The sequence below is a fragment of the Streptomyces dengpaensis genome (assembly GCF_002946835.1).
In the GTDB taxonomy this organism is placed as follows: Bacteria; Actinomycetota; Actinomycetes; order Streptomycetales; family Streptomycetaceae; genus Streptomyces; species Streptomyces dengpaensis.
The window spans coordinates 1,782,481-1,796,151 of the sequence record NZ_CP026652.1; the positions used below are offsets into that span (position 1 = coordinate 1,782,481).

Sequence of the window (13,671 nt, forward strand, 5' to 3'; positions counted from 1 at the left end):
TTACTTGTCCGGCAAAGCATGCAATCCATATACTTGCTTCGCGTAGCAATTGCTGGTCGGACCCGGCGCGTGGGCCGGAGAGACATAGAGGAGAAGGACATGCACGGCCTCAAGAAGAAGATCGCCATCGTCGCCGGTGCGGCACCGGGCAATATCGGCGGCGCGACAGCCGTCCGCCTGGCCGAAGAGGGCATGCTCGTCGTCGCAGCCGACCTCAACCCGGCCGCCGCCCAGGCAGTAGCCGACGAGATCACTGCCTTCGACGGAACAGCGGTGGCGCACGGCGTCGACATCAGCGACGAGGACTCTTACACGGAGCTCATCGACTTCACCGTCGAGCGATTCGGCGGCGTGCACGGCCTGTTCAACGTGGCCGCCGACCTCTCACCGCAGACCATCGGCCGCGACAGCGACGTCGTCTCGGAGCCCCTCGAGGTGTGGCGGCACACCACCGACGTCACCCTCACCGGTTACATGTATGGAATCCGGTCCCTACTGGTCGACGGCGGCGCCAACTTCACCTGAGGCCACGGCGGTGCACCCGGCCGCCGAACCAGGCGCCCCTTGCGCCATCGACGTGACTCCACGCGGCACACACACATCGCACAGCAGCGTGCAACCCCCAGACCTCCAGTTCAACAGCAGTGAAGAATCTGCGCTAGGAGAAGATCCACATGACGCACCCCATCACCGAAATCCAGTCTCACCTCTCCTGGCTCGAGAGCAACTTCGCCGGTTCAGGCACCGGCCGGCATCGGGGCGGGCGCGCTGATGAAGGACGATGCATGCCCGGCAGCGACGCGTCCGTGGCACACGGCCGTCATCGCAGAACCACTCGAACTCCCCTGCTCCAGCCAACGGAAGACTCCGGCAGCCACGGCAACGAACCGACGGCGACTCCTCTGCGCGAGGACGGCGCGTTGGCTGATACGCGCCGTCCTGGCACCACAAGGCATCGCGACACGTTCTCTGACTTTCTCCTGGTGTAGCGGCGAAGACAGCGCTCACCCAAAGGCCGACATTCAACACACACGCAGGAGCTACACATGCAATTCGGAATCTTCGGAGTCGGGGACGTGGCCCGCGACCCGGTGTCCGGCCGGACACCCACGGAACACGACCGGATCAAGGCACTCGTGGACTACGCGCAGCTCGCCGAGGATGTCGGCCTGGACGTCTTCGCGATCGGCGAGCATCACAACCAGCCCTTCATCGCGTCCTCTCCGACCACGCTGCTCGGGTACATCGCGGCGCGGACGGAACGGATCCTGCTGTCCACGTCGACCACCCTGATCACCACCAACGATCCGGTGAAGATCGCCGAGGACTACGCGATGCTCCAGCACCTCGCCGACGGCCGGCTCGACCTGATGATGGGTCGGGGCAACACCGGCCCCGTCTACCCCTGGTTCGGCCAGGACATCCGCAACGGCATCGCACTGGCAGTGGAGAACTACGCCCTGCTGCGCCGACTGTGGCGCGAGGACGTCGTCGACTGGGAAGGCCGGTTCCGGACCCCGCTGCAGAGCTTCACCTCCACTCCCCGCCCGCTGGACGGCGTGGCACCCTTCGTCTGGCACGCCTCCATCCGCAGCCCGGAGATCGCAGAACAGGCCGCGTACTACGGCGACGGCTTCTTCCACAACAACATCTTCTGGCCCAAGGAACACGTCCGGCAGCTGATCGACGTCTACCGGCGCCGCTTCGAGCACTACGGGCACGGCGCGGCCGACCAGGCCATCGTCGGCCTCGCCGCGCATGTGTTCATGCACAGGAACTCCCAGGACGCCATACGTGAGTTCCGGCCCTACTTCGAGGGCTCCTCCGCGTACGGCAACGGTCCGTCCCTGGAGGACACCATGACACAGACCGCGGTGGTGGTCGGCAGCCCTCAAGAAGTGATCGAGCGCGTGCTCACCTACCGAGAAAACGCTGGTGGCGACTACCAGCGCCAACTCTTCAACGTGGACGGCATCGGCGTCCCGCACAAGAGGGTGCTCGAACAGATCGAGTTGCTGGGCGAGATCGTGCCGGTCCTGCGCAAGGAATTCGCCCAGAGCCGCCCCGCACACGTTCCGGACGCGCCCACCCACACCTCCCTGATCGCGGCGGAGCAGGCGCAGGTCACGCGATCGGAGACGGACCGACCATGAAGCGCACACTCACGGTTGTCTCGGCCGGACTGCGGCTGCCGTCCTCCACCCGGATGCTGGCCGACCGACTGGCCGATGCCGCCCGCAAAGAGCTGGAGATCCGCGGCACCCAAGTCGACGTCAGCGTCATCGAGGTACGAGACCACGCCCACGACCTGGTCAACAACCTGACGGCGGGTTACCCGACACCGGAACTCAGGCATGTATTCGACACTGTCGCCCAGGCGGACGGTCTGATCGCGGTGACACCGACCTTCACCGCCTCGTACAACGGGCTGTTCAAGATGTTCTTCGACTGCCTCGAAGACACCGCACTGGTCAACAAGCCAGTACTGATCGCCGCCACCGGTGGCACCGGCCGGCACTCACTCGTACTCGAACACGCCCTGAGACCGATGTTCGCCTACCTGCACGCCGTGATCATGCCCACTGCGGTGTTCGCCGGGCCGGAGGACTGGGGCAGCGGCGACACCAGCCAGGAACCACTCGTCCGGCGTATCGAGCAGGCAGCTGGGGAACTCGCTGGTGAAGTGAGCCGGCGTGAGACGCCCACCATCAATGATCCCTACGCCGCCCCCGTGCCGTTCGAGCGTTTGCTGCACGGCGACTGAAGAAATCGGAGGTCCCCTGGCTTCGCCGCATCGCCCGCGCAACACAGGCGGCCCCCTCGCGACTCGGCGCAGCAGCACACCGAAGACGACGTGAAGAACGATTCGAAGGCCACCGTCTTGCCGACGTCGTGGCGCTTGGCCCGGTGTTGGTTCTTCGAGCCGAGAGGCCGTCCAGGGCCTGGTCGTGTGGGTTTCGGTACGGCCGCCGGACTCGCGGTCGTGGCGCGGAGGTTGCGAAACCCGCGGCGGACGCGGGCCGGGGTGAGGCGGCGGGGCCCTGGGCGGCGTTCCCAGGGTCGGCGTGCACCATGGGCGCCGACGGCGCCTACGCCACCCCGGCCGGTGGAGCACACCCCGTGACATACGCCGGACCCCTTCTGCCTCGTTCTGCCCGCCAGGCCCTGACACCTTTCATGGCTTGGCGGGCAGACGAGGTGAACCGCAAGGACCTCCCCGTCGCGGTGTGGAGACAATCAACTCCGCGTGCCGCGAAGCGGGTTGGGCAGCGGTACATACCGCGCGTCCGCGCCGTCGGCGCCCGTCCACCGCAGCAGCAGGTTTGTCTTGCCGGGAACGGTGGGCGAGGAGAGCAGGTCCGCGATCTCCGGGAGGCCGTGTTCGGTGTCGTAGCGGATCAACTCCCGTCGTACGGCAGGCCACAGGTCCGTGCCCGGGTGGCGTTCGGCGAGGAGCGCGGCGAGTTCGGTGAGGTGGTTGACGATCAGGCAGTACACGAGCCGTTCCCAGCCGGCCGCGCGTGTCACGCCGGGCAGCAGCTTCACGCCTTCCGCGTCCCGGAACAGGGCCTGGACGGGCATGCCGTCGGCGTCGACGGCCACCAGCGTGTTCTGCACATGTGCCTCGAGGACGACTCCGTGCCGGTGGAAGGCGTCCAGCACCGGTGGGACGACCTGGCGCAGATACGCCGCCCACCAGGCGGAGGGGTCGGTGAGCCGGTCGAGGGGGCTGCCGTCGAAGCCCTCGACGAGGGCGGCCGCGAGGAGCGGGGTCGCGCCGGGGACGAGGTGGCCGCGCAGCCCGTCGCGGGCGAGAACGGCCAGCTCCTCGAAGGCGAAGCCCGCGGTGCGGTAGCCGCGGTCGCTCAGCCAGGCGGCGGACCCTGGCGCGGCCGCGAAGGCGGTGGCGGTCGCCTGGTCGGTGCGGCGCATCTTCCGCAGGTCGTGGCGCCACAGCCGGCGAATGTCGTTGGTGATGCGCACGTCAAGGCTGAACTTCACGAAGAGGTCGTCCTCGGGGGCGTACAGCGTACGGAGGGCGGCCGTCGGCCACAGAGGCCGTGCGGTGCGCCCCAGTCGTACCAGCCGGCCGTCCGCGAAGGCGTCCTGGATCTCCGGGCGGGCGCCGACGAGGGCGAGCTGCCAGGGGTGGGCCGGGAGCAGTCGGTAGCCGGGCGGGGGCTGGCCGAGGGGGTCGAGTGCCGTCGTGTCGCCCTCCTCGACGACCGCGTCCTCGCGTACACCGAGCAGTTCCAGCGGGAAGCGGGCGTACGCCTCGGGCGCGTACGGCAGCCAGTCGGTGGCCGGGCCGCCGCCGCGGGCCTTGGGCGCGGGGTGGTGGGGGTGCCCGGTGATCAGGGACTGTTCGGAGCGCAGATACGGGTCGTCGGGCGGTGTCGTGCGGATGCGCGCGCTGAGCAGGGCGGCCACCGCGTCCCGGCTGTCGATCATCTCGGTGAGCAGCTCGGAGTTGGCCAGTCCGGTGTGCCACCGCAGTTCCTCGGCGGTGAGTTTGACCAGCTCGGGGTGGGTGAGCCGGTGCCAGGCGCCGTCGGCGCGCACCTCGGGTGCCGTGGGTCGCCGCGCGCCCCGCACCCGCAGCAGCCGGCCACTGGCCCGGAGACGGTACACGCCGGGACTCTCGGCGGGCTCTCCCACCTCCCGCAGGAGACAATTGAGCAGCGGCGCGGCGGCGTACGCGTCAGCGGTCTCTTCGATGGTGCCCCTGGCGAGCGGGGGAAACTTGGGGGGGCATAGAGTCACGGCGATCCATTCGTTCCCTACGGTGCGGTGGTGACCAGTATGTCTGTTGTCGCGGATGAGCAGCGCGTGGGCGTCGCGCAGGCGCGGGATGTCCGCCGTCGCGGATCATCAGTATCCGTGCCCTTGATCAGCGTCTCCGCCGTTGATCAGCGTCTCCGCGCTTGATCATTGTCTGTGCCGTTGATCATTGTCTGTGCCGTTGATCGGCGTCTCTGCCGTCGCGGGCGGCCGTGACGCAGTCCGCGTACCCAAGGAGCCCGCCCGTGCACCGTCCTTCCCCGCCCGAGGCCGAGGGCGCGCTCGCCGAGGAGCTGAGCGTCGTACGCCCCGGCCTGTCGGCGTCGTACGCCAAGGCGCTGCCGGGCGCACGGTCGGCCGTGCTGACCCGTCTGTGGCGGGCACTGGCGTATGAGCCGCTGCCGTGGATCGCGCGCCGCGAGCCGGGGCGCGACGGTCTCACGCTCCGCCTGACCGACGGCCGCCGACTGCACGGCCCCCACGCGGACCCGTACGCCACCACCGCGTACGTCACCGAGGTGCGGCTCGACGACACGCCGTACGAGCATCCGGCCCGACTCGTCGACGCCCTCGCGGTCCCGCACGGTCCCGCCTTCGCTGCCGAACTCGGGAACAGCGTGGCCTCCTTGGCGCTGTCCCGTGCCGGTCAGCCGGCCGCGGCCACCGCCGGGACCACGGCGAGCTGGGTGTGGGAGCAGGAGGTCGTGGACGGGCATCCGTATCACCCCAACTGCCGGTCGCGGCCGGGGTTCTCCGTGGCCGAGCAGCTGGCGTACGCCCCCGAGCACCGGCCTGTGGTGGAACTGGGGCTGGTGGCCGTGGACGACTGTCTCGTCACGGGCGAGTGGCCGAAGTGGCTGCGGGACGGGGAGCGCGTGCTGATTCCGGTGCACCCCTGGCAGTCGGCGCATGTGCTCGACCGTCCGGTCCAGGAGGGGTTCACCGCCCATCCGTTGATGTCCCTGCGCACCCTGGCCCCGCCGGACGGCGGCCCGCACGTCAAGACCGCGCTGAGCGCCCGGCTCACCTCCTCCGTGCGGGACATCTCGGTGTACTCGGTCCAGACGGCCGAGACCGTCTCGGCGCTCATGGATGCCGTGACCGATCGCCTCGACGTGCCGCTGCACATCACCCGGACCCTCGGCGCGGTCTCCGCCGGCGGGCCGGATCTGGCGGCGGTGCTGCGGGAGTCCCCGGACTGGTACGCGGGGCCGGGCGAGGGGGTCGTCCCGGTGGCCGCCCTTCCCCTGACCGTCCTGCCCGAACATCCCGCCTGGCTGGCGGAGTTCGCCCGGCTCGTGCTCACGGCCGGGCTGCGGCTGCTCGACCTGGGCGTGGCTCTGGAGGCGCACGGCCAGAACCTGCTCGTGGTCCTCGACCACGTGGGCGCGCCGGTCCGGCTCATCTACCGCGATCTGGCCGACATCCGCATCAGCCCGGCCCGGCTGGCCCGCCACGGCATCGCGGCCCCGGGTCTGTCCGGTCGTATCGTCACGGACGACGAGCCCGCCCTGCGCCGCAAGCTTTTCGGATCCCTCGTCGGCGGCGCACTGGGGGCGACGGCGGGCTCGTCCGCCGCGCTGCGCAAGGCTCTGGAGACGGCCGTAGGGGATCTTCCGCGCACATCGGACCTCGCCGCGCTCCTCGAAGAGCCGCTCCCCACGAAGGCGTTGACCCTGATGCGGCTGTCTCCGGAAACTCCCGGTGACATCTGGACCTCGCTCCCCAACCCCCTCGTTTGAAGCGCGGCACCTTTGATCAATAGGATCCGTCGATGATCACAAGACAACGGCTGGCGGCAGGAGTTTGCACCCTGCTCGCCGCCCTGACGGCCGGGATCGCCTTCCCGGCCGGAGCGGTCGCCGACGAAACGACGGCGACCGCTCCCAAGGTCGAACTCGTACTGGACGTCAGCGGTTCGATGCGAGCCCGGGACATCGACGGCGAATCACGGATGTCCGCGGCGAAGCAGGCGTTCAACGAGGTGCTCGACGCGACGCCTGAGGAGGTGCAGCTCGGCATCCGCACCCTCGGCGCCAACTACCCCGGCGACGACCGCAAGACGGGCTGCAAGGACACGGCGCAGCTGTATCCGGTGGGGACGCTGGACCGCACCGAGGCGAAGACCGCCGTCGCGACCCTCACGCCCACCGGCTGGACGCCGATCGGTCCCGCGCTGCTCAAGGCGGCCGACGACCTCGACGGCGGCGAGGGCACCAAGCGCATCGTGCTGATCAGCGACGGCGAGGACACCTGCGCCCCGCTCGACCCGTGCGAGGTGGCGCGGGAGATCGCGGCCAAGGGGATCGGCCTCACCATCGACACCCTCGGTCTCGTGCCGAACGTCAAGATGCGCCAGCAGCTGAGCTGCATCGCGGAAGCGACCGGCGGAACGTACTCCTCGGTGGAGCACAAGGACGAACTCACCGACCGGGTCAACCAGTTGGTGGACCGGGCCGCCGATCCGGTGGTCGTGCCGCAGGCCGTGGAGGGCGCCGACGCGTGCGCGAAGGCACCCACGGTCAAGTCCGGGCTCTTCACCGACCGCGACGAGTTCGGGCAGCACCGCTGGTACCGCGTCGACGTCGCGCCGGGCCAGGAGCTGCGCACCTCGGTGAGCGTCGCGGCGGACCGCGCGGTCAACCGTGACTACGGGGTGCTGCTGCGCGCCGTCACCGTGCGCGGGCGCGAGATCGTCCGCGGTGAGGCGGCGGGCAACGGCCGCACCGACGTGATCTCGACCGGGCTGCGCTACCCGAAGCCCGAGAGCGACGACGAGGACGCCGCCGCCGAGGTCGTGTGTCTGGAGGTGTCGCACTCCTTCTCCGCGGCGAGCGGAGTGAAGACCACGCCCGGTCTGCCCCTGGAGCTGACGGTCGACGTCGTCGACGGGCCCGGCCAGGCGGACGACGTGGCCTCGTTCGGCCTCGGGCGCGGCTGGTGGCTGCTCGGCGCCCTCATACTCACCGGCTTCCTCGCGGGTGTGCTGTGGGGCTGGATCTCGCGCTGGCGGGTCGCGGTCTGGAGGACCAACTGATGAGCATCACACGTGTGTTGAGCGCCGCCCTGCTGGCGCTCGGCCTGGCCGCGGCCCCCGCGGCGGCTGACTCCCCCTCGGCGAGCCCGTCGGGCGACGACGGCGCGCCCACCGAGGCCGGCACGTCGTTCCGTACGGCCACGGAGATCGAGCAGGGGCAGCAGGCCACCGCCAGCGGGTCCACGGGTGACTACCTGTACTGGTCGTTCCCCGCGGACGCCGGGCAGCGGCCCACCGTGAAGGCGACGGTGAAGCTGCCCGAGGCCTCGACGCGGGGCGGCGCCGAGACCTGGCAGGTCGACGTGTACGACGGGCTGCGGCGCCGCCAGGCGTGCCAGTACGGCACGCAGACGCGGACGGCGGCGCAGGACGCGGCCTCCGTGGATCTGTCCTGCACCCTGCGCACCGTGCGTGGCTGGTCGGAGCCCTGGGCCAACGACCCGCTGCCGGGCACGTACTACATCCGGCTCACCGCCACGGGCCTCGGGGCGTCGGAGCTGGGTCTGCCGGTGAACGCGGAGGTCCAGGTGGACTCCAAGGACATCGGCGGCGCCGCGGCGGTCGACGGCTCGCTCGCGAAGCCGCTGGTCCCGGGGATCGCGACGACCGCCGAGACGTCGGACTCCGACGCGGGCTCCGACGCGACGACGGCCACGCTGTCCTCGATCGACCCCGACGACGGCTGGGCCTCCGGCTGGTGGTCCGACCGCTGGGTGTGGACCGCGATCGGCGGCGTCCTCGCGGCGCTCGCGGGCATCGGCGGATACGCGCTGACGCGAGGTTCGGGCCGCGCGTCCCGGGTATCGCCGGGCGCCTGACCCGCGCCGACTCCTCAAACGCCGGAGGGGCTATGAGTCTTCAGCCCCTCCGGCATTCGAGGACGAGGCAACGAGCCGCACCCCACCCCGCCGCATTCCCACCCACCCCGCCGCGCCCCTCCCCCCACCCCGGCCCCGGAAAGTGTTCAGCCCGTCCGGCGTTTGAGGACGAGGCCGTCCAGGCCGAAGCGGGGGTCTGGGGGCGGCAGCCCCCGGATACGGGACGGGTAGGGCGGAGGGGGCGAACAGAACACCCCCCGAAGCCCCCACCCACCCGCACCCGGGGGGCCCACGGCGCAATCTCGCGGCTTCACACCTCCCGCAACCCCTTGGCCAAAGCCCCCTCGCCCGCCACCCCAACACGCCCCGCCCGCACCGCGTCCAGCAGGGTGAGAGCCCCCCGGCTCACGGCCTCACACGTCCCCGTGTCCAGCGACAGCCGCGCGTCCGGCTCCTCCGGGGCAGCCCCGTCCCCGTACACGGGCCCTTCCCCCGCTCCGAGCCACACGTGGAACTCCCCTTCGTCCAGCCGGACTTCGACGAGCCCCTCCCCCTCAAGACCGCGCAGCAACGGCAGCGCGAACCAGTGCGCCCGTACGGCGTCGGTGGGCCGCCGCTCCCCCAGCGCGGCCGCACCCCACTCCCCGAGGGCCTGCAGCACGGGGAGCAACTCCCGTCCCCGGACGGTGAGTTCGTAGACGTACGCCGCAGTCGGCGGCGGCAGGCGCCGCCGGGTGGTCAGCCCGTCGCGCTCCATGTCCTTGAGCCGGGACGCGAGAACGTCCGTGCTGACGCCCGGCAGGTCGGCGTGCAGATCGGTGTAGCGGCGCGGTCCGCCGAGCAGCTCACGGACGATCAGGAGGGTCCACCGGTCACCGACGGCGTCGAGGGCCCGGGCGGCGGAACAGTACTGGTCGTAGCTTCGGCGCGGTGACATGCGACGCAGTCTAGCTATCTTGTTGGACTTTCCAAGCGGCTACTTGGTAAAACCAAGCAACACCACGAACCGGAGGGCGCAGCGCATGGAGTTCCGGCAGTCGAGCAAGCTCAGCGAGGTCTGTTACGAGATCCGCGGCCCGGTGATCGAGCACGCCAACGCCCTTGAGGAGGCGGGCCACACAGTGCTGCGCCTCAACACCGGCAACCCCGCGCTCTTCGGCTTCGAGGCACCGGAGGAGATCCTCCAGGACATGATCCGGATGCTGCCCCAGGCGCACGGCTACACGGACTCGCGCGGCATCCTCTCCGCCCGCCGCGCCGTCGCCCAGCGCTACCAGGACCGGGGCCTGGAGGTCGGCGTGGACGACGTCTTCCTCGGCAACGGAGTCTCCGAACTCGTCTCCATGGCGGTGCAGGCCCTCGTCGAGGACGGCGACGAAGTCCTCATCCCCGCCCCGGACTTCCCGCTCTGGACGGCCGTGACCACCCTCGCGGGCGGCAAGGCGGTGCACTACCTCTGCGACGAACAGTCCTCCTGGTACCCGGACTTGGAGGACATGGCGGCAAAGATCACCGACCGCACGCGCGCGGTCGTCATCATCAACCCCAACAACCCGACCGGCGCGGTCTATCCGAAGGAGATCGTCGAGGGCATCCTCGACCTCGCCCGCCGCCACGGCCTGATGGTCTTCGCGGACGAGATCTACGACCAGATCCTGTACGACGACGCCGTGCACCACTCGGCCGCCGCGCTCGCCCCGGACTTGGTGGTCCTCACCTTCTGCGGCCTGTCGAAGACGTACCGTGTGGCGGGCTTCCGCTCGGGCTGGCTGGTGGTGACGGGCCCGAAGCAGCACGCCCGCAACTACCTGGAGGGCCTGACGATGCTGGCCTCCATGCGCCTGTGCGCCAACGCCCCCGCCCAGTACGCCATTCAGGCCGCGCTCGGCGGCCGCCAGTCCATCCGCGAACTGACGGCCCCGGGCGGCCGGCTGCACGAGCAGCGCAACGTGGTCTGGGAGAAACTGAACGAGATCCCGGGCGTGTCCTGCGTGAAGCCCAAGGGCGCGCTGTACGCGTTCCCGCGCATCGACCCCAAGGTCCACAAGATCCACGACGACGAGAAGTTCGTCCTCGACCTCCTCCTGCGCGAAAAGATCCAGGTCGTCCAGGGCACTGGCTTCAACTGGCCCCACCCCGATCACTTCCGCATCCTCACCCTCCCGCACGCGGACGACCTGGACGCGGCGATCAGCCGGATCGGGCGGTTCCTAAGCGGGTACCGGCAGTAGCCCGGTGACAGCCTGAGGGTCAGTGGTAGGCGTGGACGACGGCGTGGCCCTTGCCGCGGCCGATCATCCACTTGTTCACCGGCGTGGTGACCAGGAACGCGACGGCGAACCCGCCCAGGATGGCGGACCAGAACTGCCCGTCCGACAGATGGGCGTCCATGGCGCCCGGCACCAGGGCGATGATGAGGTTGTCGACCAGTTCCATCACGGCGATCGAGACGGTGTCGGCGGCCAGTGCCACCTTGATGGCGGCCTTGAAGTCCAGGCCTGCCCGGCGGACCGCGACCAGCGTGAACGCGTAGCCGAACACGAACGCGAGCGCGATGGCCAGGATCATGGTCTCCACGTTGCCCCACAGGAGGGCGGTGCCGATGACCATGCCGAGGATCTCGCCGATGGCGCATCCGGTCAGGCAGTGCAGCGTCGCCTTCGCCGCCGTGGACCAGGACGCTCCGGATACGTGAGCGTGCTGGTGCCCGGCGTGGGCGCGGTGGGCGGCTTGGTCGTGTGCGGCGCCGCTGTGGTGCGTGCTGTGGTCCATGACCGTCATCCCCATCCCCATCCAGTGTGGCTGTTTCCCAGCCCTTACACGGAGAACCATATACCCCCCAGGGGTATTCCTCGCGCCTTGTGAAGGGCGGGCGCCGTCGGCACCCGCCCCTCCGTGCGGCCTGGTCAGTTCCTGCCGAGCAGCTCGTTCATCTTGTCGATCTCGGCGGTCTGGGAGCTGATGATCTGTCCGGCCATCTTCTTGGCGGGGGCGTACGAGCCGTCGGCCTGTTCCGTCTTGGCCATGGACACGGCGCCCTCGTGATGCTTGATCATCATCTCCATGAAGGCGGTGTCGAACGCCTTGCCCGAAGCCTTCTGGAGTTCGTCCATCTCCGCGGTGGTCATCATGCCGCCCGTGTCGTGCATCGAGTGGTCCATGGCACCTTCGGCGGGTACCTCCTCGCCCCAGGAGGTCAGCCAGCCCGACAGTGTCTCGATCTCCGGGCCCTGTGCCTTCTTGATGTCCTCGGCGAGCTTCGTCGTCTGTGCCGACCGAGCCCTGCCGTGTGCGAGGTCGGCCATCCGAACGGCCTGGCGGTGGTGGGGGATCATCCCCTTGGCGAAGGCGACATCGGCAGCGTTGTGCCGCCCCTGCGAAGCCGAAGCCGCCGTGGACGAGGGGGATGCCGTCGTGTGGCCGTCATGTCCGGCCGAACTGTCGCCGCCGCCTCCGCAGGCGGCCAAGACGAGAGCCGCGGCACCGGCGGCGGCCACGGCGGCATGGCGACGAAACACGGAACGCTTGCTGTTCATGGGAGTGCAACTCCTTCACGCACGCCGGTCGAGGCGTGCGGATTCAGTGGATCGAGAGCAGGCGAAAGCGCGGCACCGCCACCGGGAAAATCCGGCCTGAAAGGTGCCGTGCGGGCCGCTCTAGATCCGCAGAAGTTGCAGCTCGGAAAGGTCAGGCGGAGCCCGGCCGCTCTGCGCCGACGCCACCGCTCTCACCATGAGCGAAGAGGTGCCGGGCTCGGCCTGCAGGGCGCCGGTCAGCGCGGGCGGGGTGTACGCGGAACCGGTCCCGGACGCCGCGCACGTCCCGTCCGCATGAGCAGGATGATCCGCGCCGCCATCCGTGTGCGAGCATCCCCCGCCGACGTGCGGCACACCGTCCGGTTGGGCCATCACCATCTCGTGCCCGGCTTCGGCGGGCATGGCCAGGCCCCCGCCGGGGGCCAGAGCGTGCATGCCCAGCACACCGGTCAGCACCGCCAGAACCAGCAGCCCCAACAGCCGCCCTGCCGGGCGGTTGTGCGGTGGGACGCTGCTGGCCATGGCGCCCATCGTAGGGGTCGCGACCAAGTGGCCCCGTCATCGGGGCCGACGAGTCCGCGGCATGGCGCGCAACGTGGCAGGCGCGATGACAGTTGGGTCTGATCTGTCCTTGTTCCCGACAGAGTTCGCACCACACGGGCCGAGTCGGAAGTCCCGGCCTCTCTCCCGGGCGCGCAGCGCGGCGTTCGCGATGAGTTCCGCGGTGAGGAGTGCGTGGACCGCCTTCGTCTCGTACGCCGCCCATCGCTGAGTCGCGCGGCCTGAGCGCCGGGCGCCTAGCCTGTGAGGTATGGGTGATCTTCTGCTCGTACGGCACGGTGAGACCGAGTGGTCGTTGTCCGGGCGGCACACCGGATCGACCGACATCCCGCTGACCGAGAAGGGCCGGGAGCAGGCGCGCAAGCTGGCTCCGCTGATCGCGCGGCACCACATCGGGGCGGCGTTCGTCAGCCCGATGCGGCGGTCCCAGGAGACGGCGCGGCTGGCCGGGGTCGACGGGGCACGGGTCGACGCGGACCTGTCCGAGTGGGACTACGGCGGGTACGAGGGGATCACGACCGTCGAGATCCAGCGGAGCAGGCCCGACTGGTTCCTGTTCACGGACGGGGTCGCGCCCGGTCCGCCCGAGCACCCCGGGGAGAGCCCGGACGAGGTCGGGGCGCGCGCGGACCGGATGCTGGCCAAGATCGACGCGGCGCTCGCCGAGGCGGAGGGCAGTGTGGTGGTCGTGTCGCACGGGCACTTCCTGCGGGTGCTGACCGCGCGGCGTCTGGGCCTGCCCGCCCAGGCCGGCGCCCTGTTCCAGCTCGGCACCGGGACGATGAGCCGGCTGAGCACGGAGCACTGCCGGCATGTGGTGGCCGGCTGGAATGTCAGACCCGACGCGTACTGTTCCCATGGGTCGCTCTCCTCGGCGGGAGAGGGGCCCGAGCAGCACTGACGCGCGGAGGGGGCGCCGCCTCGCCGCGACACGACC

General features: G+C 70.2%; 13 protein-coding genes and 1 pseudogene. 8 read left to right on the forward strand and 6 right to left on the reverse strand.

The genetic code is table 11. The features are described 5' to 3' along the window. Nucleotides 1-99: 99 nt before the first annotated feature. The 3 genes from C4B68_RS08180 to C4B68_RS08190 all read left to right on the forward strand — a co-directional run bounded on the left by C4B68_RS08180 (nucleotide 100) and on the right by C4B68_RS08190 (nucleotide 2,764). Nucleotides 100-525, forward strand: a complete 426-nt coding sequence (locus C4B68_RS08180; protein ID WP_167459046.1) for an SDR family NAD(P)-dependent oxidoreductase — start codon at nucleotides 100-102, stop codon at nucleotides 523-525. Nucleotides 526-1,046: 521 nt separating this feature from the next. Next, nucleotides 1,047-2,153 carry a CE1758 family FMN-dependent luciferase-like monooxygenase gene (locus C4B68_RS08185; protein ID WP_099498725.1) on the forward strand — a complete coding sequence of 369 codons (1,107 nt, stop codon included), beginning with the start codon at nucleotides 1,047-1,049 and terminating at the stop codon, nucleotides 2,151-2,153. Continuing rightward, nucleotides 2,150-2,764 carry an FMN reductase gene (locus C4B68_RS08190; protein WP_099498726.1) on the forward strand — a complete coding sequence of 205 codons (615 nt, stop codon included), beginning with the start codon at nucleotides 2,150-2,152 and terminating at the stop codon, nucleotides 2,762-2,764. Before C4B68_RS08185 ends, C4B68_RS08190 begins: the two co-directional genes overlap by 4 nt. A 110-nt stretch (nucleotides 2,765-2,874) precedes the next feature. Here C4B68_RS08190 and C4B68_RS43080 read toward each other — a convergent pair. Together C4B68_RS43080 and C4B68_RS08200 are read right to left on the reverse strand one after the other, a co-directional pair. Next, a pseudogene (locus tag C4B68_RS43080) lies at nucleotides 2,875-3,066 on the reverse strand (NF041680 family putative transposase); the annotation flags it as partial. 171 nt (nucleotides 3,067-3,237) lie between these two features. Further along, on the reverse strand, nucleotides 3,238-4,764 hold the full coding sequence (locus C4B68_RS08200; protein ID WP_240634256.1) for an IucA/IucC family protein: 1,527 nt from the start codon (nucleotides 4,762-4,764) through the stop codon (nucleotides 3,238-3,240). Between the two features lie 263 nt (nucleotides 4,765-5,027). Here C4B68_RS08200 and C4B68_RS08205 point away from each other — a divergent pair, with 263 nt between their 5' ends. The 3 genes from C4B68_RS08205 to C4B68_RS08215 are packed head-to-tail and all read left to right on the forward strand — an operon-like array spanning nucleotide 5,028 to nucleotide 8,637. Next, nucleotides 5,028-6,524: an IucA/IucC family protein gene (locus tag C4B68_RS08205; protein WP_099498728.1), complete on the forward strand. Its 1,497-nt coding sequence runs from the start codon at nucleotides 5,028-5,030 to the stop codon at nucleotides 6,522-6,524. 32 nt (nucleotides 6,525-6,556) lie between these two features. Continuing rightward, nucleotides 6,557-7,819: a VWA domain-containing protein gene (locus C4B68_RS08210; RefSeq protein WP_099498729.1), complete on the forward strand. Its 1,263-nt coding sequence runs from the start codon at nucleotides 6,557-6,559 to the stop codon at nucleotides 7,817-7,819. Beyond that, complete coding sequence (locus C4B68_RS08215; RefSeq protein WP_099499025.1) at nucleotides 7,819-8,637, forward strand: hypothetical protein; 819 nt, start codon at nucleotides 7,819-7,821, stop codon at nucleotides 8,635-8,637. The genes C4B68_RS08210 and C4B68_RS08215 overlap by 1 nt, the downstream gene beginning before the upstream one ends. A gap of 310 nt (nucleotides 8,638-8,947) precedes the next feature. Here C4B68_RS08215 and C4B68_RS08225 read toward each other — a convergent pair whose 3' ends face one another. Beyond that, complete coding sequence (locus C4B68_RS08225; protein ID WP_099498731.1) at nucleotides 8,948-9,574, reverse strand: winged helix-turn-helix transcriptional regulator; 627 nt, start codon at nucleotides 9,572-9,574, stop codon at nucleotides 8,948-8,950. 85 nt (nucleotides 9,575-9,659) lie between these two features. On the opposite strand from C4B68_RS08225, the gene C4B68_RS08230 reads away from it, so the two are divergent. Continuing rightward, nucleotides 9,660-10,868, forward strand: a complete 1,209-nt coding sequence (locus tag C4B68_RS08230) for a pyridoxal phosphate-dependent aminotransferase (RefSeq protein ID WP_099498732.1) — start codon at nucleotides 9,660-9,662, stop codon at nucleotides 10,866-10,868. Nucleotides 10,869-10,887: 19 nt separating this feature from the next. Here C4B68_RS08230 and C4B68_RS08235 read toward each other — a convergent pair whose 3' ends face one another. From C4B68_RS08235 to C4B68_RS08245, 3 genes are all read right to left on the reverse strand, one after another. Further along, entirely contained in the window at nucleotides 10,888-11,409 is a 522-nt protein-coding gene (locus tag C4B68_RS08235; RefSeq protein WP_167459047.1) for a DUF4396 domain-containing protein, read from the reverse strand. A 134-nt stretch (nucleotides 11,410-11,543) separates the two neighbouring features. Further along, on the reverse strand, nucleotides 11,544-12,173 hold the full coding sequence (locus C4B68_RS08240) for a DUF305 domain-containing protein (RefSeq protein WP_099498734.1): 630 nt from the start codon (nucleotides 12,171-12,173) through the stop codon (nucleotides 11,544-11,546). Between the two features lie 120 nt (nucleotides 12,174-12,293). Then, nucleotides 12,294-12,695: a DUF6153 family protein gene (locus tag C4B68_RS08245; RefSeq protein WP_099499026.1), complete on the reverse strand. Its 402-nt coding sequence runs from the start codon at nucleotides 12,693-12,695 to the stop codon at nucleotides 12,294-12,296. A gap of 289 nt (nucleotides 12,696-12,984) precedes the next feature. Between C4B68_RS08245 and C4B68_RS08250 the strand changes: the two genes are divergently transcribed. Beyond that, on the forward strand, nucleotides 12,985-13,635 hold the full coding sequence (locus C4B68_RS08250) for a histidine phosphatase family protein (RefSeq protein WP_099498735.1): 651 nt from the start codon (nucleotides 12,985-12,987) through the stop codon (nucleotides 13,633-13,635). Nucleotides 13,636-13,671: the final 36 nt, after the last annotated feature.

Bases quoted from the DNA above. Each gene is read 5' to 3' on its own strand.
- C4B68_RS08180 (WP_167459046.1), top strand. From the start codon at position 100: ATGCACGGCCTCAAGAAGAAGATCGCCATCGTCGCCGGTGCGGCACCG.
- C4B68_RS08185 (WP_099498725.1), top strand. From the start codon at position 1,047: ATGCAATTCGGAATCTTCGGAGTCGGGGACGTGGCCCGCGACCCGGTG.
- C4B68_RS08190 (WP_099498726.1), top strand. From the start codon at position 2,150: ATGAAGCGCACACTCACGGTTGTCTCGGCCGGACTGCGGCTGCCGTCC.
- C4B68_RS08210 (WP_099498729.1), top strand. From the start codon at position 6,557: ATGATCACAAGACAACGGCTGGCGGCAGGAGTTTGCACCCTGCTCGCC.
- C4B68_RS08215 (WP_099499025.1), top strand. From the start codon at position 7,819: ATGAGCATCACACGTGTGTTGAGCGCCGCCCTGCTGGCGCTCGGCCTG.
- C4B68_RS08225 (WP_099498731.1), bottom strand. From the start codon at position 9,574: ATGTCACCGCGCCGAAGCTACGACCAGTACTGTTCCGCCGCCCGGGCC.
- C4B68_RS08230 (WP_099498732.1), top strand. From the start codon at position 9,660: ATGGAGTTCCGGCAGTCGAGCAAGCTCAGCGAGGTCTGTTACGAGATC.
- C4B68_RS08235 (WP_167459047.1), bottom strand. From the start codon at position 11,409: ATGGACCACAGCACGCACCACAGCGGCGCCGCACACGACCAAGCCGCC.
- C4B68_RS08240 (WP_099498734.1), bottom strand. From the start codon at position 12,173: ATGAACAGCAAGCGTTCCGTGTTTCGTCGCCATGCCGCCGTGGCCGCC.
- C4B68_RS08245 (WP_099499026.1), bottom strand. From the start codon at position 12,695: ATGGCCAGCAGCGTCCCACCGCACAACCGCCCGGCAGGGCGGCTGTTG.
- C4B68_RS08250 (WP_099498735.1), top strand. From the start codon at position 12,985: ATGGGTGATCTTCTGCTCGTACGGCACGGTGAGACCGAGTGGTCGTTG.